This window comes from Nocardia fodinahabitans, assembly GCF_052983615.1.
On sequence record NZ_JBRJJC010000001.1, the window covers coordinates 7,245,579 to 7,265,644 of the forward strand.

Genomic DNA, 20,066 nt, shown 5'->3' on the forward strand with positions numbered 1-20,066 from the left:
GAGCCGTGGGGAACGTGTGGGCGTCGTGGGGGCAGGTACTGATCGTCTGGATGGTGGCGGTGCCCGCGTTGGCGGCCGGTACCGCGTTGCTCGTCCGCCGAAGGCTCCGTGCCGGGCTGCCGCGCCGTATCGCGCTGCGATACTCGATCGCCGAAGTCGGGATCGTCGGCGCGACGCTGCCGTGGGTGTGGATGATCCTCACGCCCACCGCCGGAACGCGAGCGGTCAGCCTGGTGCCGCTGCGAGATCTCCTCGACACTCTCGGCGCGGCGCCTGCCACCGCCTTCGTCCAGGTCGGCGCCAATCTGGTGCTGTTCGTACCGCTGGGTTTCCTGCTCCCGCTGCGGTTTCCGCGCGCCTCGGGCGTCGGACGGATGACAGCGGTCGGCGCGCTGGTGTCGGCCACGCTCGAGGTCCTGCAGTACGTCCTCGAGCTGGGCCGGGTGTCCTCGGTCGACGACGTCCTCCTCAACGCGGCCGGCGCTGGGATCGGCGCCGCGCTGGCGCGGAGGCACGTCGCCCGCAGGGAATCCGGGTCGTCGCGCAGCGATCGGGTGCTGGTCCGGCTCGGCTGGGCGAGCTGATACCGCGTCGCGCGGGCTCGTACTGTCATCCGGGTGAGTGCAGACCTTCGCATCTTCTTCTTCGGTGACTCCTTCGTCCAGGGCATCGGCGACCCCGAGTACCGAGGCTGGGTGGGGCGCGTCCTCGCCGACACCGGCGCCGGGACGACCGCGTTCAACCTCGGGATCCGGCGCAACACCTCCGAGGACGTGCTGCGCCGCTGCTGGGCCGAGATCGAACCGCGCGAGGCGACCGACGCCGACCAGCGACTGGCCCTGTCCTTCGGCGCCAACGACGCGGTCGAGGAGAACGGCGCGGTCCGGGTCGATCCGGGCCGCAGCCTCGACAATCTCGCCACGATCCTCGACGGTGCCCGGCAACGCGCGTTCGCACCACTGGTCGTGGGCCCGCCGCCGGTGATCGAGGCGGGCGAAGCGCATCTGGCCCGCGTCACGAAGCTGGCCGAACAGATGAGCGCGCTCTGCCACGCGCAGCACGTGCCGTTCATCGACACCACCGCGGCCTTGGCCGACGACCCGACCTGGTGCGCGGAGGTCCTGGCCGGTGACGGCGCGCATCCGGGCAGCGGTGGTTACCGCCGACTGGCCGACCTCGTGCTCGACGGCGGCTGGCGCGAGTGGATCGCCCAGCCGCGCCGCTGATCTCAGCCGGCGGAAGTCGCGCGCGGACTGTCGGCGAACCTGATCTGGAGTAGCTGGCGGGCGATCACCTCGGTGAGGTGTGCCTGGGTGGTGTCGAATTCCCCGCGCATCCACGCCGTGACCAGCTCGAGCGTGCCGCTGACCACGGTGTAGGCGGCCATCTCGGAGTCCAGTTCGGCGGTCGCCGAGTCCGGGAACAGCTCACGGCCGACCACGGCCATCGCGCGGGCGATCGCGTGCTGAGTGGACACCCGAGCGGTCTGCAACGCCTCGGTGCTGTGGCCGGCGAACAACAGGGCGTGCCGTCGTGGGTCGGCGACCAGGAAGCCCAGTGCGGCGTCGGCGGCCGCGTGAACCTGACTGTCGACATCGGGGGCGGCGGCGCGGGTCGCGGTGACGACGGCCGCGATACCCTCGGTCGTCAGGTCGTCGGCCAGCGCCGTCAGCAGCACGTCACGATCGGCGAATTGCTCGTAGAAGTAGCGGTCGTTCAGGCGCGCCCGCGCGCACACCGCCCGTTTGGTGACCGCCGGCGCGCCACCTTCCGCCAGCAGATCGAGCGCCGCCTCGAACAGGGCGGCCCGGCGGCGGGACCGACGCTCGTCGGCCGCCACGCCCGCGTAGGCGCGCGGCGCGGCCGTGTTCGCGGAATCTTCACCCATGCTCTTGACCATCCCACCATTCTGGTGCACTCTGACACCACACGAATTTCTGGAGTCGCACGGCACCAGAATAGCGCCATAGTGTCGACCGGGCCGGTGGTCCTCGACACCGGAACAAAGGAGTTCCCCGATGACCTGTCCTGTGCCCCACATCGCGAACGCGGCGACACCCGGCCACGTCTCCGACGCCGTCGCCCGCTTCGAACGGGTAGGCGGCTCTGTGCTGTTCAGCCTCTTCGGAGTCGGCCTGTTCGACCAGGCGATGCTGCCGCCCGTCTCCGCCGCCCTGGAGGACACCGGCCGAGCGCGCAACCAGCCGTGGGCACGCGCGGTCCGCACCGCCGCCGCCGATCAGCTGATCTACCACGGCGAAGACCCCGACCGCGCGACCGAAGCGCAACGTCTGATGGTCCTGCACCGCGACGTCAAAGGGATCGGCCCGGACGGGCAGCGGTACTCCGCGCTCAACCCACAATCGTGGAACTGGATCCTGTACTCCACCTTCTTCGTCCAGCGCGGCGCCTATATCGCCCTCACCGGCACCGAACCGACCCTCGCCGAGAACCAGGCCATCTGGGACCACTACCGGCACAAGACCGCCGGCCTGCACCTGCCCGGCAAGTCGCGACCGATCGAGGACTACACCGAATTGGTCGCCCACTACGCACACGTGGCGGCCACCGAACTCCGGTCGACGCCCGCCCTCGACGCCGCCGTCGCATCGGTCCGCCACGCCCCACTGCCGTACTTCCTGCCCGCCGCCACCGGACCACTGTGGCGAGTGAGCTCCCCCGGGCTCGGCCATGTGCTGATGGTGCTCGGCTGCGGCATCATGCATCCCGACGTCCGTGCCCGCATGCCCTTTCCCTGGACCCGCCGCCACGACCGCGAATTCCAGGCGATCACCACGACACTGCGCGTGGCATTCGACCGCCTGCCCGCCACGGTCACCGACTCCCCCATGGCGCGCAACCGGCGCAAGTACCAGCAGCTCGTCACCAAATACCGCGACGTCGGACTCACCTCGTTCGCCCCCGACGCCGCACTCCGCTGACCGACGTCACCGATCAGGGCGCGTCGCCGTACACGACCAGCCAGATGGCCCGCCCGAGCGCCTCGGCCAGCTCCCCGTCCGCGACCCCGGTGTCGGCGGAGCAGGCCACGGCCATCGTGCGCTCGACCATCGAAGTCAGGATCAGTGCGGTCGCGCGCGGATCCAGCTGTGCGGCGACCCGGCCCGCCGCACGATCCGCCGCCAGCCGCGCCCCGACCAGCTCGGTGAACGCGGCGACCCGCGCCCGCCAGAAGACACCCACCTCGCGGTCGTACGCGGCGACCTCGCTCAGGGCCAACAACAGATAGCGGTGCGCGCGGACACCGTCGATCATCGCCGCCGCGGCACCGACGACACCGGCCTGCTGTTCGGTGTGCTCAGCGCTCCACCAACGCTCCGCGGCCGCGAACAGATCGGCGGTCGCCAGCTCACCCAGCCGAACCAGCAGACTGCTCTTGTCCGGGAAGTACCGGTAGAACGTGGATCTGGCCGACCCGGACGCGGCGGCGATCCGCTGCACGGCCAGCTCGGTGAACGGGGTGCCGTCGGCGAGCAGATCCTCCACCGCACGCAACACCCGCGGCTCGAACTCGGTGCGACGGTCGTCGGACGGTTTCCGGGCCGACCGCGGGACACGGGTCAGCGAGGGCATCGGCGGCTCCACGACAGCTCGGCCGCGAGCCCACGTGCGTCGACCATGCGCCCATTGTGCCCCTCGACCCCGGCCGGGGATCGGCAACGGGCGAGCGGCCGCGAATCCCTGTGCCACCGTGTGCTGTTGACAGTGGTCACCACCGACCGCATCATCTTCTCGGACACCCTGTCCGAGACTCGATGACCGAGGCGGTACCCATGCTCGATTCCCCCGTCACCTCGGCCGAGTCGGCCGACGTCGTCATCGTCGGCGCGCGCTGCGCCGGCTCGGCGACCGCCGTGACGTTGGCGCGAGCGGGCCGCAAAGTTGTCGTCCTCGACTCCGCCGCCCTGCCGTCGGACACCCTCTCCACCCACCTGCTCTGGCCCGCCGGACTCGCCGAACTCCAGCGACTCGGCGTGCTCGCCGACGTCGAGGCCCTCGGCGCCCCCCGGCTGACCCAGGCCTACGCCGAAGGCGCCGGCTACGGCATCACCTCCGCCTTCCCCACCGTCGACGGCATCGACTACGCCATGTGCGTACGCCGCACCGGGCTTGACGGTGTCCTCGTGCGCGCCGCCGTCGCCGCCGGTGCCGATGTCCGCCGGCGCTGCCGGGTCACCTCGGTCCTCTGGGCGGACAATCGCTGCGCCGGCGTCCGATACACCGACCGCTCCGGCGCCGTCGTCGAGATCCGCGCCGCACTCGTCGTCGGCGCCGACGGCCGACGACAGCACCATCGCCCGCGCCGTCGGCGCCGACGACCCGTTCCTCACCGTTCCCAGTGGACGCGACTGCTACTACGCCTACTGGCGCGACACCGGTGACACCCCGAGAGACACCGCCGCGCAATGGCGATCAGGCGCCGATCTCGGCACCGCGTTCCCCTGCGACGACGGCCTGGTCCTGAGCCTCGTCCAGCCACCCGCGACCCGGGAACGCTCCGGTCCGGGCGAAGCCGAACGCCGCTACACCGAAGCCGTCGAACGGATTCCCGCGCTCGCCGCCCGCCTCCACGGCTGCGAACGCGTCGGACGGGTACGCGCGGCGACCGGTATCGCCTCCTACTTCCGCCGATCCACCGGCCCCGGCTGGGCGCTACCCGGCGACTCCGGCCACTTCAAGGATCCGGTGACCGCCCAGGGCATCCGCGACGCCCTGCGCTACGGCCGACTACTCGGGGAGGCGGCGGCCGACACCCTCGACGACCCCGCCGCCCTCGACCGGGCTCTGCACGACTGGGAACGCCGCCGCATCATCGACTGCCGCGCCATCTTCCACTGGACCAACCGCCTCGCCCGCGGCGAAGCCATGCACCCCTTGGAAATCGAGCTCTACCGTCGCGCCACCGGCGACCCGGAACTGGCCCGCATCACCACCGGCATCTTCTCCCGCACCCGGCCACCGGCCGACCTGCACACCCCCGTCCTCGCACTGCGGCTGGTCGCCGGTGCGCTCCGCCATCAGCGCGGCAACGCACCGGCCGTCCTCGCCGACATCGCCCGCGAGATCCGCGTTGCCGCACGCAACGCACTGGTCACCCGAACCACCTTGCGCGGCACCATCTCCCGGCCCACGCCACCAGCGGCTCCCCGCACGCCGCTACTCTCAGCGGCCCACGGTGAGTCCCACTCCGGCTGACCACGGGCCGCCCAGCGGTCAGCCGCGCCCCGGCCGCCCGAGCAGCCCGAGCCCGGCCAGATCGCTGACATACTTGCCGATCAACTCCCGACCCAGATGCGGGATATCGCGCTCCGCACCGATCCCCGCCGCGCGCACCGCCGCCCGGAACCCGTCGGCGGGCAACGCCGAACCGGCCAGCGGCCGCCCGGGACGCCGATACGCCTGCAACAGCGGCAACAGCGTGTGTTTGCGCTGCTCCTCCGGCAGCGCGCGCAACGCGGTCTCGAAGCGCCCGAACCAGTCCGCGTAGTCGTCGATCCGATCGATCCGATGACCCGCTTCGATCAGCCAATCGACGAAACTGTCGAGCGAGATGCCGTCATCGTGCGGATTGACGACATCGAAGGTCCGGTAACCCTCGACCGCCGCCGCACCGAGCCCCGCGACCGCCGCCGCGACGAAATCGGCCGGCAGCCCGTCGTAGTGCGCGCGCAGCCGCCGCCCCCGCGCGTCGGTCAGGTAGAACGACGCGGGCGCGAGGCCGGTTACGAGCACGCTCAACAGCAACCGGGTGAACACGTCGGGCACATTGAGCTGACCGCGATAGTCGCTGTGCGCCAGGATCATGTCCGACCGGAACACCGCCACCGGCAACCCGAACCGATCCGACGCCTCCCGCAGCAGCACCTCACCCGCCCACTTGCTGTTGCCGTAGCCATTGGCATAGCCCGCGTCCAACCGCCGAACCGGACTCATCACCCGCACATCACCGTCCTCGGCGAAGGACTCCCCCTGCGCCGCCACCGCCACGGTCGACAGATAGCTCACCGGCTTCCGTCTCGCCGTGAGCGCCAGCCGGATCACTTCGGCGGTGCCGACCACGTTCGGCCCGAACAACTGCCCATACGGCAGTAGATGATTGACCAGGGCTGCCGAGTGCACGATCAGATCCACGTCCTCGGTCAGCCGCTGCCATGCCGAGGCCGACAGACCGAGATTCGGTTCACCGATATCGCCCGGCAGCACCTCGAGAGCACCGTCGGCGAGTGCGCGGAAGTGCTCGCGCAATGCCGCATCGGTGTCGAACGCCGCATCCAGGCGCGCCCGAGCGGCGGCAGCGTCGCCACCCCGGACCACACAGATCACCCGGCCACCCAGCGGCGCCAGCCGCTCCAGCCAGGCCAGCAAAAGGAAACGGCCCAGGTAGCCGTTCGCCCCGGTGATCAGCACCGTGGACGGCGGCACCGCGGCGGCTGGTAGCTCCGTGGCGCGATCCAATGTCGCCGCGTCGAGGAACTCCGCCAGCGTCAGATCGGCCGCGCGGATCTCGATCGCGCCGACACCGTGCACCGTCTCGACATCGGTTCTCCGGGCCCCCGGTTCGCGCTCCCGACCGACATAGTCGGCGATCCGGGCCAGATCACTGTCCGGTCCGAGCAACACATTCACCGGCACCTCGACCGCGAGCAGCTCCCGCAGCAGCGTCGAATACGACAGCGCCGCCAGCGAATCCCCACCCAGATCACCGAATCGCGCTTCGGGTCGCACCTCGGTGACCGCACAGCCGAGCACCGCCCGCGCGGCACGCGCCACCGTCTCGTACACCGGCAGACCGGGAGCGTCCCGGCGCAACCGCCGCAATTCCGCTTCCTGATCGCGCGCGACATCGTCGTACAGCGCATCCAGCCGCGCGGCGTAGCGCTGCTTCACCTGGGGCCGCAACAACTTCCCGACTCCCGACAGCAGCCCGTTCGCGATCGAGAACGGCTCGGTCTCGACCAGGAAATCGCGCGGAATCTCATACGGCTCGAGCTCGGCCGCCACCGCCACCCGGTGCAACGACGCACTCACCGCGGCCCGCACCTCCGCGGCGGACCCGGCGAGCGCCTCCTCCGTCGGCACCACCACCGCGAGCAGATACGCCCGCTCACTGCTGCCGTACACGAAGATCTGGCGCACCAGATCCGCCCCGGCGAACACCGCCTCGAGCCGTGACACCGTCACGAACTCACCCTGCGACAGCTTCAAGACATTGTTTCGGCGATCCACATAGGCCAGCCGATCCGGCGCCAGCTCGGCTACCACATCACCCGTGCGGCAGAAACCGTCCTCGTCGAACACCTCCGCGGTGACTTCGGGACGCCGGTAGTAGCCCGCGATCATCGTGGTCGTCTTGAGCAGCAACTCGCCCCGCGGATACGGCTTGTCGGTCCCGAAGTAGCCGAGCTCCGGCACATCGACCAGCTTGTAGTCCAGCACCGGCGGCCGCATCACCTTGGTATCGAAGATGACCCCGCCCCCGGTCTCGGTCGAGCCGTAGCCGTCGTGCAACCGCAGCCGCAACACCGACTCCACGAACTCACGCAGATCCGGCGCGATCGGCGCGCTCCCGCACAGCACCGTCATCAACCGGCCACCCAGGAACTGTTCCCGCAGCTCGGTTCTCACCTCGTCGGCCAGCACCTGCGGGTCGACGCCCGGACCCGACCGCCGATCCACCTCGCGCCGGAAACGCTGCAGGATCATGTCGCACACCCGGGGCACCAGGAAGATCTCCGTCGGCCGCACCAGCGCGATGTCCTCGAACAACGTCGACATGTCCGGCGCCGCCGCGAAATACGCCGTGCCGCCGCGCGCGAGCACACCGGTGAGCGTCAACCGCGCCGCGATATGACTCATCGGCAGGAAGTTCACGTTGAGCACGGCCACCGGACGCGCGGGCTGCCAGCCCACCGCCACCAGCCGATGGGTGTACATCGCGCCCTTCGGCGTGCCCGTGCTGCCGGAGGTGTAGATCAGCATGGCCAGCGGATCGTCGCCCGGTTCGGGCACCGTCAGCGGCGCGGGCTCGGCCACGCGGCCGCGGGTGATCGCGTCGTCGATGGTGTGCAGCGCGACCGTCGAGCCCGCTTCGGTCAGCCGGGCGTGGGCGGCGGTCAGCGCTTCACGGTGATCGTCGTCGTCGGCGTGATGGTCGAACACCAGTAGCGAGTGCGGCGCCGCACCGGCCAGCACGGCCTCGACCGCGATCGCCAGATGGGCCGTGTCGACGGCGAACACCCGCGGCCCGGTCTCGTCCAGGATCGAACGCAGTTGCGTGAGACCGGCTCCCGACTGCAGCGGAACCGCGACCCCACCCAGATGGATCGTCGCCAGATCGAGCACCGTGTAATCGACCCCGGTGAACCCCAGCGTCGCGACGAAATCGCCCGACCCGATGCCCTCGCCGTGCCACGCGGCGGCCAGCGCACGAGCCCGCTCCCACACCGCGCCGTAGGTCACCAACTCGAATTCCGGCAGCAGCCGCCGCGTGACCCGGCCGCCGTCGACGACCGGTTCGGTGCGGCGGAAACCGAGCGCGGGCCGATCCGCGTAGGCGGTCATCACCGTCGAGACGATATGCGCCAGCGGCAATCCCGGCGTGGTGACCGCCGCGTGGACATCCGCGAGCGGCGTCGCCGCCCGGATCTGCTCGTCCTCGGCGTAGAGCGCCCTGATCCGCTCCGCCAGCCGACCTGCGTCCAGCTCGACGGTCATGCCTCGCGCTGCCGATCGACAGGACCACCCAGCGCGGAGATCCGGACATCGCGCCAGGCTTCCCGGCGTGCGGACTCGGGATCGACCAGCACCCGGGGCGGATGGTCGATGATGCAGGTCGCCCTGCGCTCGGCCGTGTAGGGCGCCCATGCCGGAAGAGGCTCACCCGTCCGGGCGAAACTCAGCCAGTTGTCCTGCACATGGTCCTGCACCGCGCGGAAGGCCCGCCGCCCGCCCGCGGCCGTCATCGCCCGGCCGACCGGACTGTCCACCCAGCCGAACACCGGCACCAGATCCAGCGCGTGCGTCGCGCCGAACCCGGCCAACTTGACCGCGCGCGGCGCATAGTCGAAGCGATAGGCATAGGTCGGCGCGTACCGGCTGTGCCCTTCCAGCACGGCCAGCGTCGGCCGCAGGAACATGAAGTCACCGCCGATCCGCACCGCGGTCCGCGCGGCCGGATAGCCGGGATAGCTCCGGATCACCCGCTGCTCCGCGCCCGGATCACAGCGCCCGAAGGTGGTCGTGAGCTGCTCAGGGGTGTGCGGCACCGATTTCATGAACCGCTGGAACAGCGTCGCCTCGTCCCGATTCGTGCCGATGATCAGCGGCACCCGATGCGCACGACCCGCGGCGATCGCATCGATCGGCGTCTCCGGCAGGAACTCCCCGTCGACCACCGGGGTGTACGGGAAACTGCCCGGCCGTTCCCGCAGCGTCCGGTACAGCGCACGATCGGCCGCCCGGCACAGCTCGCTCGCCGGCGTCGTCGCCAGCACGGTCGCCGCGGCGGCGGGTTCGGCGCCCAGTCGTTCCAGGCAGCTCCGCGCGAACTGGCGCGCCTCCTCCGGTTGCGCCGTCCAATCCGCCGGCGCGCTCTGCGCGATCGCCCGATGGAACAGACCGGCCGCGGCCGGCGTCGCCAGCAACGCGACCACCGCGTGCGCGCCCGCCGACTCGCCGAAAATGGTCACGTTCCCGGGGTCACCACCGAACGCGGCGATATTGCGCTGCACCCATTCGAGCGCGGCGACCTGATCCCGCAGACCGAGATTCGAGTCGAAAGGCCGTTCCGGCGTAGAGAACTCGCTGAAATCGACATAGCCCATCGCGCCGAGCCGGTACGTCACCGACACCACGACCACATCGCCGCGCACCGCCAGCCGCGCACCCGAGTACATGCTCGCCGCGCCGATCGCATACCCGCCACCGTGGATGAAGACCATCACCGGCCGCGGCGTCGCCGACGGCGTCGCCGGGGCGGTCACGTTCAGGGCCAGGCAGTCCTCGCCGGTCGGCTGCCAGGTGCGTGGGCCGGTGCGGGCACCGTTGGGGTGCTGCACGGCCGCGAAGCCGTACTCCGTCGCCGAGCGCACCCCCGTCCAGGGTTGCACGGGCTGGGGCGCGCGGAACCGTAGTTCGCCGACGGGCGCGGCCGCGTAAGGAAGGGCTCGCCAGCTGAGGACTCGACGGCCCGCACGACCGCGCACGACTCCGTCGGCGGTCACGATCTCGGTGGACACCATGCACCCCACAGTACGTGGTACCAGCGGTACCGCGCAGGCGGTTCGGCCGTCCGCCGATCGACGCGGACTAGACTGAACCGATGGCCGGCGACGCCCCGGAAACCGCACCGCTCGCGGCAGCAGACGCCCGGTGCGTCGCCGACCTCGACAGTCTCATCTGCACCTGCCGCGCCTGCCCCCGCCTCGTCGCCTGGCGGGAGGAAGTGGCCCGCGTCAAACGCGCCGCTTACCGCGACGAGGACTACTGGGCCCGCCCCGTGCCCGGATTCGGTCCCGACGACGCCGAGATCCTGGTGGTCGGCCTGGCGCCCGCCGCCAACGGCGGCAATCGCACCGGCCGGATGTTCACCGGCGACCGCAGCGGCGACGTACTCTTCGCCGCCCTGCATGCCGTCGGACTGGCAACCGGCGCGCACCCGGTCAGCGTCCACGACGGCATCCAGCTCGTGAATACCCGCCTGACCGCTCCCGTGCACTGCGCGCCACCGGAGAACAAGCCGACCAGCGAGGAACGCCACCGGTGCGCCCCCTTCCTCAGCAGGGAACTCGAACTGCTGGCACCGACGGTGCAAGTCATCGTCGTACTCGGCGCCTTCGGCTGGCAGGCCCTGTTCACGGTGCTCGCCGAGGGCGGCTGGACCGTGCCCCGGCCACGACCACGATTCGGCCACGGCGCCGAGGCCACCCTCACCCATCCGGACGGCCGTACGATCACCGTCCTCGGCTGCTATCACGTCAGCCCGCACAACACGTTCACCGGCAGACTCACCCCGGCCATGCTCGAAGACGTCTTCCGCACGGCCCAGACGATCGCTGAATCCAGGCACACGCTCGCCTGACATCCGACCGCCACTGACCGCGTACACGATCGGCCATTCCACCCGGACCGGAGCAGAATCGCGCCCTCGCTCCCCCGTCCTGAGCGTTTTTTGAGATGTAGGCGTGGTGAGGTGCCGGCGACTTAAGGTGAGGTCATTCATAGTTAAATGCGCATATCTACGTCTCCTAATAGTATCTCTCTGCCAGGCTCAGAGCGGATCATTGCCGCGGTCAGGTGGTGTTCTCGAATCGCTGGACAGCTCCTCCCCTACCTGGTATCGCTGCCTACGCTCGACCGCACTCCCCCACCGGCCGATGATCTCCCAGGCAGTCGGCCCAGCCCCTCCCCCACAAAACGAGTAGGTACCCATTTCGAAGCCATCTCCCCCGCTACCCGCCCCACCATCGGTGCGCGAGGCAGGTAGCGGCGATGGGCTCAGGGCACCGGGGCCTCGACCTTGCGCACGATGCCGCGGGCGATGGAGGCGGTGAGCCGGTTCGTCACCGGGGCGGACAGGCGCAGCAGTGGCCGCAGCGCCGGACCGCCCTCGACGGCGAAGGTCCAGGTCAGGCGGGTGCCGGTGGGCGTGGGGGTGAGCTGGATGTCCTCGGCGAAGCGGCGGAGGCCGGGGATGGACGCAGAGTCGACGGTGAAGGTCATGCGGCGCTCGTCGTCCCAGCGGTAGAACCGTTCGGTCAGGGCTGCCGCGCCGGCGAGGGTGACCACCCGGGTGGAGCCGATGCCGAAGGGCGGCGGTGAGGTCCAGCGCATCCCGGTGACGGCCGCCGACCACGACACCAGCGCGTCGTCGGCGGTCAGCGCGCCCCAGACGGCGCTCGGCGGTGCCGCGATATCGACCACGTGCACGTAGCGATTCGGGGCGGTCGCGAGGAAGACGTCATCGGATTCGTGCAGGGCAAAGGACGGTGACATGGGTGTTCGGTCCGTTCAGTCGGTGGCGACGGTGATCGCTCACGCCGAGCGCTTGTCGCAGTGCGTGTTCGGGTGGTCGAGCCTGCGCTCGCACCCGGCCAATCCGTTCCAGCACAGGGCGACGGCGACCTCGACGGCGTCCTGTTTACGTATCGGCCGTCCGGCGTCGAGCCAGTGGCGGGCGGCCAGGTGGCTGGAGCCCACCAGGCTCCAGGCATATATGTCGGCGGGTGCGGTCGGTACCCCGACCGCGCGGAGTTCGGTGGCGACGAGGTCGGCACACGCGCGCAGTGCGCTGCGCACCCGCCATTCGATGCTCGGTTCGCTGGGCACCGGCGATTCGAAGACCAGCACGTGACCGCCCGGATCGTCGTCGACGAAGTCGAAATACACCGACACGGCATCACGCACCCGGGAGCGAGGTGTGCTGCCGGCGTCGACCGCAGCGCGGACCCCGTCGACCATCCGGTCCAGATACTGTTGCAGCACCGCCAGATACAGGTCGAGCTTGTTCGCGAAGTGGTCGTACAGCACCGGTTTGCTGATCCCGGCGCGCGCACCGATCTCCTCCATACGCACGCCGTGATAGCCGTTGGCGACGAACACGTCCCGTGCGGCGGCCACCACGGCGCGCCTGCGGTGCGCGCGTCTGCCGTCGCCACGCACCCCGCGGGCGGAGGCGATCCCGGCACCCGGCAGCGCCGGACGCCGGGAAGTCGTGTCCGTCGTCATGGCGCTCAGCCGAGCGTTTCCCCGGCGGCGGCCTTGGTCCGCAACGACTCCGGCACCTCGAAACGATCGCCGTAGGCGGCCCGCAGCTCGTCGGCACGGGCGACGAATCCGGCCAGGCCACCCGCGTACTGGTTGATGTACTGGACGACACCACCGGTCCACGCCGGGAACCCGATGCCGAAGATGGAGCCGATGTTCGCGTCCGGCACGGTGCGCAGCACGCCCTCGTCGAAACACCGCACGGTGTCGAGCGATTCGGCGAACAGCATCCGTTCCTGCATGTCGGCGAACGGGATGCCGTGATCGTCGCGGGTGTACTTCTCGATCAGTCCGGGCCACAGCCCGAGCTTCTTGCCGTCGGCGTCGTACTCGTAGAAGCCGCGGCCCTCGAGCCGGCCGGGCCGGTCGAAGTCGTCGACCATCGCGTCGACGAGCGGGTACGCCTTCGAGTCGGTCCAGCGCTTGCCCTCGGCGAGCAGGTTCTCCTTCAGACTGCGCCGGATCTTCTGCGCCAGCTTCATATTGATCTCGTCGGCCAGCGCCAGCGCGCCCACCGGGTAGCCGGCCTGGGTGGCGGCCTGTTCGACCGACGCCGGGTGCACGCCCTCGGCGACCAGCGCGATCGCCTCGTCCATGAACTGGCCGATGACCCGGCTGGTGAAGAAGCCGCGGCTGTCGTTCACCACGATCGGGGTCTTCTTGATCGCGAGGGTGTAGTCGATGGCGCGGGCGATGGCCTCGTCGCTGGTCTGCTCGCCGACCACGATCTCGACCAGCGGCATCTTGTCCACCGGCGAGAAGAAGTGCAGACCGATGAAGTCCTGCTGCCGCTGCACGCCGTCGGCCAGCTCGGTGATCGGCAGCGTGGAGGTGTTGGAGCCGAGCAGGGCGTCCGGGTTCACCAGCGCCTCGATCTCACCGAACACCTTCCGCTTCAGGCCCGGATCCTCGAACACGGCCTCGACGACGAAGTCGCAGCCCGCGGCGTCGGCCGGGTCGGCGGTCGGGTGGATGCGGCCCAGGATCTCGTCGTAGGAGTCCTGGGTGATCGCGCCCTTGCGCAGCGCCTTGTCGAGCAGCTTGCGGGAGTAGTCCTTACCGCGCTCGGCCGCCTCGGGCGTGACGTCTTTGAGCACGACCTGCATGCCGGCGCGGGCCTGCACATAGGCGATGCCCGCGCCCATCATGCCCGCGCCGAGCACGAGGACCTTCTCCGGCGTGCGCACGGGGAAGCCTGCGGGGCGGCTGCCGCCCTTGTTGATCGTCCCCAGATCGAAGAACAGGGACTTGATCATGTTGGTGGAGATCTGGCCGCAGATCAGGTTGGTGCAGTAGCGGGTCTCGATCGCGAACGCGGTGTCGATGTCGACCTGCGCGCCCTCCACGGCCGTGGCCAGCACCGCGATCGGCGCCGGCATCGGCGCGCCCTTGAGCTGCTTGCGGATGTTGGCCGGGAACGCGGGCAGGTTGGCCGCCAGCGCCGGGCTCGACGGGGTGCCGCCGGGGATCTTGTAGCCCTGCACATCCCACGGCTGCGCCGCGTCGGGGTTGGCCGCGATCCAGGCGCGGGCCTTGTCGAACATCTCCTCGCGGGTCGCGGCGACCTCATGGATGATCCCGACCTGGAGGGCCTTCGCGGGCTTCATCCGCTGACCCTGGCCGACGACGTTGAGCACCGCGTTGGTGATGCCGAGCAGCCGCACCGTTCGGGTGACGCCGCCCGCGCCGGGCAGCAGCCCGAAGGTGACCTCGGGCAGGCCCAGCAGACTGCCCTTGGCGTCGAGCGCGATCCGATGGTGGGTGGCGAGGGCGACCTCGAAGCCGCCGCCGAGCGCGGTGCCGTTGATCGCGGCGACCACCGGCTTGCCCAGCCGCTCGAGCCGCCGGAACGCGGCCTTGTAGGTGTCGAGGCCGAGCGCGATGTCGGGTGCGGTCGCCGGCGTCGCGTTCATCAGCAGGTTCAGGTCACCACCGGCGAAGAAGGTGTCCTTACCCGAGGTGAGGATCACACCGTCGTAGGTGTCCTGCTCGGTCTCGAGCCGGTCGACCGTGGCGGTGAGGTCACGCGCGAACGCCTCGGTCATGGTGTTGGTCGACTGGGTGGGATCGTCGATGGTGAGCACGAGCACCCGGTCGGCGCCGAGGTCCCAGGCAATCATGTTCTCTGTCATGGTCTTTCCTCTGTATCCGGATCCGGCGCTCAGACGCGCTCGATGATGGTGGCGATGCCCATGCCGCCGCCGATGCACAGCGTGATCAGCGCGCGCCGCGCTCCCCGGCGCTCGAGCTCGTCGACCATGGTTCCGGTGAGCATGGCGCCGGTGGCGCCCAGCGGGTGCCCCATGGCGATGGCGCCGCCGTTGACATTGAGCTTCTCGTCCGGGATGGCCAGCTTCTTCTGGTAGTTGAGCACCACCGACGCGAACGCCTCGTTGAGCTCGAACAGGTCGATGTCGTCGACGGTGAGCCCCGCCAGCGCCAGCACCTTCTGGGTCGCCGGGACCGGACCGGTGAGCATGATCGTCGAGTCGCCGCCGCTCACCGCGGACGCCACGACCCGGGCCCGCGGCGTGAGACCTGCCGCGACACCGGCGGATTCGCTGCCGACGAGCACCAGCGCCGACCCGTCGACGATGCCCGAGGAGTTACCGGCGTGATGGACGTGATCGATCTTCTCGACCTGGTGGTAGCGCTGCAGGGCCACCGCGTCGAACCCGCCCATCTCCCCCATCGCCGCGAACGACGGAGTCAGCCCCGACAGGCTCTCGACCGTGGTGTCCGGGCGCATGAACTCGTCGTGATCGAGCAGCACCGCGCCGTTGATGTCGGTCACCGGGACGATCGACTTGGCGAAGTAGCCACCCGACCAGGCCGCCGCCGCCTTCTGCTGCGACCGCACCGCGAACGCGTCGACATCCTCGCGGGTGAAACCCTCCATGGTGGCGATCAGGTCCGCGCTCACACCCTGCGGCACGAAATAGGTGCTGTAGTTGGTGACCGGGTCCATCGCCCACGCGCCGCCGTCGGAGCCCAGCGGAATCCGCGACATCGATTCCACGCCACCGGCGATCACCAGCTGTTCCCAGCCCGAGCGCACCTTCTGCGCCGCGGTGTTCACCGCTTCCAGGCCCGACCCACAGAACCGGTTGAGCTGCACCCCGGCGACCGTGTCGGGCAGTCCGGCCGCGAGCGCGGCCGTCTTGGCGATGTCGGCACCCTGGTCACCGACCGGGGAGACCACGCCGAGGACGATGTCATCGATCGCTGCCGGATCGAGCCCGGGATACCGGACCTTCAGCTCCTCGATGAGCCCGACCACCAGGTCGAGCGGTTTGACGCCGTGCAGGGCGCCGTTCTTCTTGCCGCGACCGCGCGGGGTGCGGATCGCGTCGTAGATGAATGCCTCGGTCATGGTTTCCTCGAAACTGTGTCGTCTTGACAGGTCAGCGATGGGTGAACTGTGCGGCGCGTTTGTCGACGAAGGCGGTCATGCCTTCCTTCTGGTCCTCGATCGCGAACAGCGAGTGGAAGACACGGCGCTCGAAGCGGATGCCCTCGGCGAGGGTGGTCTCGAAGGACCGGTTCACCGCTTCCTTGGCGATCATGGTGACCGGCAGCGACTTGGCCGCGATGGTCTCGGCGACCTCGGCGGTGACGTCGAGCAGGTCGTCGGCGGGCACGATGCGCGAGACGAGTCCGGCCCGTTCGGCTTCCTCGGCGCCCATGTTCCGGCCGGTCAGCACCAGGTCCATCGCCTTGGCCTTGCCGACCGCCCTGGTGAGCCGCTGCGAACCGCCGATGCCGGGGATCACGCCGAGCTTGATCTCGGGCTGCCCGAACTGCGCGGTGTCGGCGGCGATCAGGATGTCGCAGAGCATCGCGAGTTCGCAGCCGCCGCCGAGCGCGTAGCCGGCGACCGCGGCGATGGTGGGCTTGCGGAACTGCGCGAGCCGGTCCCAGCGGGCGAAGAAGTCGTCCATGAACATGTCCATGTAGGACTTGGGCTGCATCTCCTTGATGTCGGCGCCCGCCGCGAACGCCTTGGCGGAGCCGGTGATCACCACCGCGCCGATCTCGTCGTCGCGTTCGAGTTCGTCCAGGGCGGCGACGATGTCGTCGAGGACCTGGGTGTTGAGCGCGTTGAGCGCCTTGGGCCGGTTCAGGGTGATCCAGCCGACCCGGTTCTTGCGCTCGAGCAGGATCGTCTCGTACTCGGTCATTCGGTGCCCTCCCCGGAACGGTCCCGGATGTCGGTGACGATCGCCGAGAAGTCGCGGCGCGCGTCGGTCTGGTTGAACCGCTCGTAGATCGCGGCGGCGAGTTCGCCGAGCTGCCCGTCGATGCCGTTGGCGCGCAAGGCGTTCGCGGCCAGGGTGAGGTCCTTCGACATCAGCGCGGTCGCGAAACCGGGCTGATAGTCGTTGTTGGCCGGACTCGCCGGGACCGGACCGGGGACCGGGCAGTAGCTGGTCAGCGCCCAGCTCTGCCCCGATGCCGTGGAGACCACATCGAAGAACGACTGGTGGCTCAGGCCGAGCCGCTCACCGAGCACGAGCGCCTCGGACAGCCCGATCATCGAGATCCCGAGCAGCATGTTGTTGCAGATCTTGGCGGCCTGGCCGACACCGGCGTCACCGCAGTGCACGACCTTGCCGCCCATCACGTCGAGGACCTCGCGCGCCTCGGCGAAGTCGGCGGCCGCACCGCCCACCATGAAGGTGAGGGTGCCTGCCGTCGCGCCCGCCACTCCGCCGGAGACCGGGGCGTCCAGCGGCCGGTGACCGGCCGCCACCGCTTGCGCGGCAGCCGCTTTCGCATCGGCGACGTCGATCGTCGAACAGTCGATGAACAGCGTCCCCGGGGTCGCGGCGGGCAGCAGCTCGGCGTACACGTCGAGCACGAGCTTGCCGTTGGGCAGCATGGTGATCACCACGTCGCGGTCGACGGCCGCGTCGGCGGCGAGGGCCACCACGGTCGCGCCGTCGGCGCGCGCCTGGTCCTGTGCCGCGGGCACCGGATCGAAGGCGAACACGTCGTAGCCGGCGCGCACCAGGTTCGCCGCCATCGGCGCGCCCATGTGGCCGAGCCCGAGGAAACCGATCTTCTTGGTCATCGCTGTGCCTCCTGAGTGGTCGCGCCGAGTTCCTTGTCGCCCAGTTCGGCGAAATACGCCGCCACCTGCGCGTCGTCGACCTCGGCCAGGGTCGCGGGCTGCCACCGCGGAGTGCGGTCCTTGTCGATGACCTGGGCGCGGATCCCCTCGACCAGGTCGTGCGAGCGCAGCGAGGCGATCGAGACCCGGTATTCCTGATCCAGCACCGCTTCCAGGCTCGGCAGGTCCCGCGCGGCGCGCAGTGAGCGCAGCGTGACCTTCAGCGAGACCGGCGATTTGGCCAGCAGATCCGCGGCGGCTTTGGCCGCCTCGGGTGAGTCGGCGGTCTGCAGGCGAGCCGCGATCTCCTCGACGGTGTCGGCGCTGTAGCAGGCGTCGATCCAGCTCTGCTGGGCGAGCAGATCCGACGACGGCGCGGGTTCGGCGAACTTCTCGATCGCCGCGTCGACATCGGTCGTGCGCAGCGCGTCGAGCAGTGCCGGGATCGCGGCCGACGGGACGTAGTGGTCGGCGAAGCCGGCCGCGATCGCGTCGCCCGCGCTCATCCGCGCGGTGGTCAGCGCGACGTGCGTGCCGATCTCCCCCGGCGCCCGCGAGAGCAGATAGGTGCCACCGACGTCGGGAATAAAACCGATACCGACTTCGGGCATCCCGATCCGGGACCGCTCGGTGACGATGCGGTGGCTGCCGTGCCCGGACAGGCCGACACCGCCACCCATCACGATGCCGTCCATGATCACCACATACGGCTTGGGGTAGCGGCCGATCAGCGCGTTGAGGTGGTACTCGTCGCGCCAGAACACCCCGGTCGGTGAATCGGCGTTCGCCGCACCGCCTTTCGCGTCGGCGTAGATGGCGACGATGTCGCCGCCCGCGCACAGTCCACGCTCACCGGCGCCGGTGACGACGACCGCGCGCACGGTGTCGTCCTCGGCCCACGCCCGCAGGGCGTCGGTGATGGCCAGTGCCATCGGATGATTCAGCGCGTTGATGGCCTTGGGCCGGTTCAGGGTGATGAGGCCGAGTCCGTCGGCGACGGCGATCAGCACTTCGGGTTCGTCGGTCATGCCGCTCCTGTCAGGGTGCGGGCGACGACCACCCGCATGATCTCGTTGGTGCCCTCGAGGATCTGATGCACCCGCAGGTCGCGGACGATCTTCTCCAGGCCGTATTCGTGCAGGTAGCCGTAGCCGCCGTGCAACTGCAGCGCCTTGTTGGCGACCTCGAAGCCGGCGTCGGTGGCGAAGCGCTTGGCCATCGCGCACAGCTCGACCTTGTCCGGCGCCCCGGCGTCGAGCGCGGCCGCGGCCCGCCACAGCAGGGTCCGGGCAGCTTCCAGCTCGGTGCGCATGTCGGCCAGGTCGAATTGCAGGGCCTCGTTGCGGGCCAGCGGCTTGCCGAAGGCGTGCCGCTCGGCGAGATAGGGCACGGTCTTGTCGAGCGCCGCCTGCGCGCCGCCGATCGAGCAGGCCGCGATATTGAGCCTGCCGCCGTTGAGCCCGTTCATCGCGATGGCGAAGCCGTCACCCTCGGCGCCGAGCCGGTTGGCCACCGGCACGCGCGCGTCCTCCAGGATCACCTGGCGCGTCGGCTGGGCGTTCCAGCCCATCTTGCGCTCGTTCGGTCCCACCGTCAGGCCGGGAGTGTCGGCCGGGACGATCAGAGCCGAGATGCCGCGCGAGCCTTCACCACCGGTGCGCACCATCATCACGTACACGTCGTTGGCGCCGGCACCGGAGATGAACTGCTTGGCACCGGTGAGGATGTAGTCGTCGCCGTCCCGCACGGCCTTGGTACTCAAGGCCGCCGCGTCGGACCCGACGCCCGGCTCGGTGAGGGCGTAACTGCCGAGCAGTTCCATCGACGCCATCCCCGGCACCCAGCGGTGACGCTGTTCGTCGGTGCCGTAGGCGTCGATCATCCAGGTCGCCATGTTGTGGATCGAGATGTAGGCCGCCACCGCAGGGCACCCGGTGGCCAGTTCCTCGAAGATCCGCACGGCGTCGAGCCTGCGCAACTGCGAACCGCCGACGTCCTCGCGCACATAGATGCCACCCAAGCCGACCGGGCCCGCCTTGCGGAGCACGTCGACCGGGAAGTGTTTGCGCTCGTCCCATTCCAGCGCGTTCGGCGCGAGGAATTCGTCGGCGAACTGGCGCGCGGTCTCGCCGATCGCGCGTTCGTCGTCGTTGAGAATGAACACCGC

17 protein-coding genes are annotated in these 20,066 nt (G+C 70.0%); 5 read left to right on the forward strand and 12 right to left on the reverse strand.

Annotated elements, in window-relative coordinates; all coding sequences use genetic code 11:
• The first annotated feature begins 5 nt into the window (after positions 1-5).
• Entirely contained in the window at positions 6-584 is a 579-nt protein-coding gene (locus NV348_RS34160) for a VanZ family protein (RefSeq protein ID WP_447150611.1), read from the forward strand.
• A 33-nt stretch (positions 585-617) separates the two neighbouring features.
• Entirely contained in the window at positions 618-1,226 is a 609-nt protein-coding gene (locus tag NV348_RS34165; RefSeq protein ID WP_447150612.1) for a GDSL-type esterase/lipase family protein, read from the forward strand.
• Positions 1,227-1,228: 2 nt separating this feature from the next.
• On the opposite strand, the gene NV348_RS34170 is transcribed toward NV348_RS34165, so the two are convergent.
• Positions 1,229-1,888: a TetR/AcrR family transcriptional regulator gene (locus tag NV348_RS34170; protein WP_447150613.1), complete on the reverse strand. Its 660-nt coding sequence runs from the start codon at positions 1,886-1,888 to the stop codon at positions 1,229-1,231.
• 130 nt (positions 1,889-2,018) lie between these two features.
• Here NV348_RS34170 and NV348_RS34175 point away from each other — a divergent pair, with 130 nt between their 5' ends.
• Positions 2,019-2,942 carry an oxygenase MpaB family protein gene (locus NV348_RS34175; RefSeq protein WP_447150614.1) on the forward strand — a complete coding sequence of 308 codons (924 nt, stop codon included), beginning with the start codon at positions 2,019-2,021 and terminating at the stop codon, positions 2,940-2,942.
• Between the two features lie 13 nt (positions 2,943-2,955).
• Here NV348_RS34175 and NV348_RS34180 read toward each other — a convergent pair whose 3' ends face one another.
• Positions 2,956-3,594 carry a TetR/AcrR family transcriptional regulator gene (locus NV348_RS34180; RefSeq protein ID WP_447150615.1) on the reverse strand — a complete coding sequence of 213 codons (639 nt, stop codon included), beginning with the start codon at positions 3,592-3,594 and terminating at the stop codon, positions 2,956-2,958.
• A 200-nt stretch (positions 3,595-3,794) separates the two neighbouring features.
• Between NV348_RS34180 and NV348_RS34185 the strand changes: the two genes are divergently transcribed.
• On the forward strand, positions 3,795-4,403 hold the full coding sequence (locus NV348_RS34185; RefSeq protein ID WP_447150616.1) for an FAD-dependent oxidoreductase: 609 nt from the start codon (positions 3,795-3,797) through the stop codon (positions 4,401-4,403).
• Between the two features lie 832 nt (positions 4,404-5,235).
• On the opposite strand, the gene car is transcribed toward NV348_RS34185, so the two are convergent.
• Both car and NV348_RS34195 read right to left on the reverse strand, forming a co-directional pair.
• Positions 5,236-8,736, reverse strand: a complete 3,501-nt coding sequence (gene car, locus NV348_RS34190; RefSeq protein WP_447150617.1) for a carboxylic acid reductase — start codon at positions 8,734-8,736, stop codon at positions 5,236-5,238.
• Positions 8,733-10,262, reverse strand: coding sequence for a carboxylesterase/lipase family protein (locus tag NV348_RS34195; RefSeq protein ID WP_447150618.1), 1,530 nt, complete (start codon positions 10,260-10,262; stop codon positions 8,733-8,735). Before NV348_RS34195 ends, car begins: the two co-directional genes overlap by 4 nt.
• Before the next feature lie 80 nt (positions 10,263-10,342).
• Here NV348_RS34195 and NV348_RS34200 point away from each other — a divergent pair, with 80 nt between their 5' ends.
• Positions 10,343-11,101: a uracil-DNA glycosylase gene (locus NV348_RS34200; protein WP_447150619.1), complete on the forward strand. Its 759-nt coding sequence runs from the start codon at positions 10,343-10,345 to the stop codon at positions 11,099-11,101.
• A 416-nt stretch (positions 11,102-11,517) separates the two neighbouring features.
• Here NV348_RS34200 and NV348_RS34205 read toward each other — a convergent pair whose 3' ends face one another.
• The 8 genes from NV348_RS34205 to NV348_RS34240 are packed head-to-tail and all read right to left on the reverse strand — an operon-like array spanning position 11,518 to position 20,063.
• Positions 11,518-12,015 carry an SRPBCC family protein gene (locus NV348_RS34205; RefSeq protein ID WP_447150620.1) on the reverse strand — a complete coding sequence of 166 codons (498 nt, stop codon included), beginning with the start codon at positions 12,013-12,015 and terminating at the stop codon, positions 11,518-11,520.
• 39 nt (positions 12,016-12,054) lie between these two features.
• On the reverse strand, positions 12,055-12,747 hold the full coding sequence (locus NV348_RS34210) for a TetR/AcrR family transcriptional regulator (protein ID WP_447150621.1): 693 nt from the start codon (positions 12,745-12,747) through the stop codon (positions 12,055-12,057).
• Positions 12,748-12,752: 5 nt separating this feature from the next.
• Positions 12,753-14,918, reverse strand: coding sequence for a 3-hydroxyacyl-CoA dehydrogenase NAD-binding domain-containing protein (locus tag NV348_RS34215; RefSeq protein ID WP_447150622.1), 2,166 nt, complete (start codon positions 14,916-14,918; stop codon positions 12,753-12,755).
• 29 nt (positions 14,919-14,947) lie between these two features.
• The gene (locus NV348_RS34220) at positions 14,948-16,159 is read right to left on the reverse strand and encodes an acetyl-CoA C-acetyltransferase (protein WP_447150623.1); all 1,212 of its coding nucleotides are present in this window, start codon (positions 16,157-16,159) and stop codon (positions 14,948-14,950) included.
• Between the two features lie 31 nt (positions 16,160-16,190).
• Entirely contained in the window at positions 16,191-16,967 is a 777-nt protein-coding gene (locus tag NV348_RS34225) for an enoyl-CoA hydratase (protein WP_447150624.1), read from the reverse strand.
• Complete coding sequence (mmsB, locus tag NV348_RS34230) at positions 16,964-17,860, reverse strand: 3-hydroxyisobutyrate dehydrogenase (protein ID WP_447150625.1); 897 nt, start codon at positions 17,858-17,860, stop codon at positions 16,964-16,966. The genes NV348_RS34225 and mmsB overlap by 4 nt, the downstream gene beginning before the upstream one ends.
• Positions 17,857-18,927, reverse strand: coding sequence for an enoyl-CoA hydratase/isomerase family protein (locus NV348_RS34235; RefSeq protein ID WP_447150626.1), 1,071 nt, complete (start codon positions 18,925-18,927; stop codon positions 17,857-17,859). Before NV348_RS34235 ends, mmsB begins: the two co-directional genes overlap by 4 nt.
• Complete coding sequence (locus NV348_RS34240) at positions 18,924-20,063, reverse strand: acyl-CoA dehydrogenase family protein (protein WP_447150627.1); 1,140 nt, start codon at positions 20,061-20,063, stop codon at positions 18,924-18,926. The genes NV348_RS34235 and NV348_RS34240 overlap by 4 nt, the downstream gene beginning before the upstream one ends.
• Between the last annotated feature and the right edge of the window lie 3 nt (positions 20,064-20,066).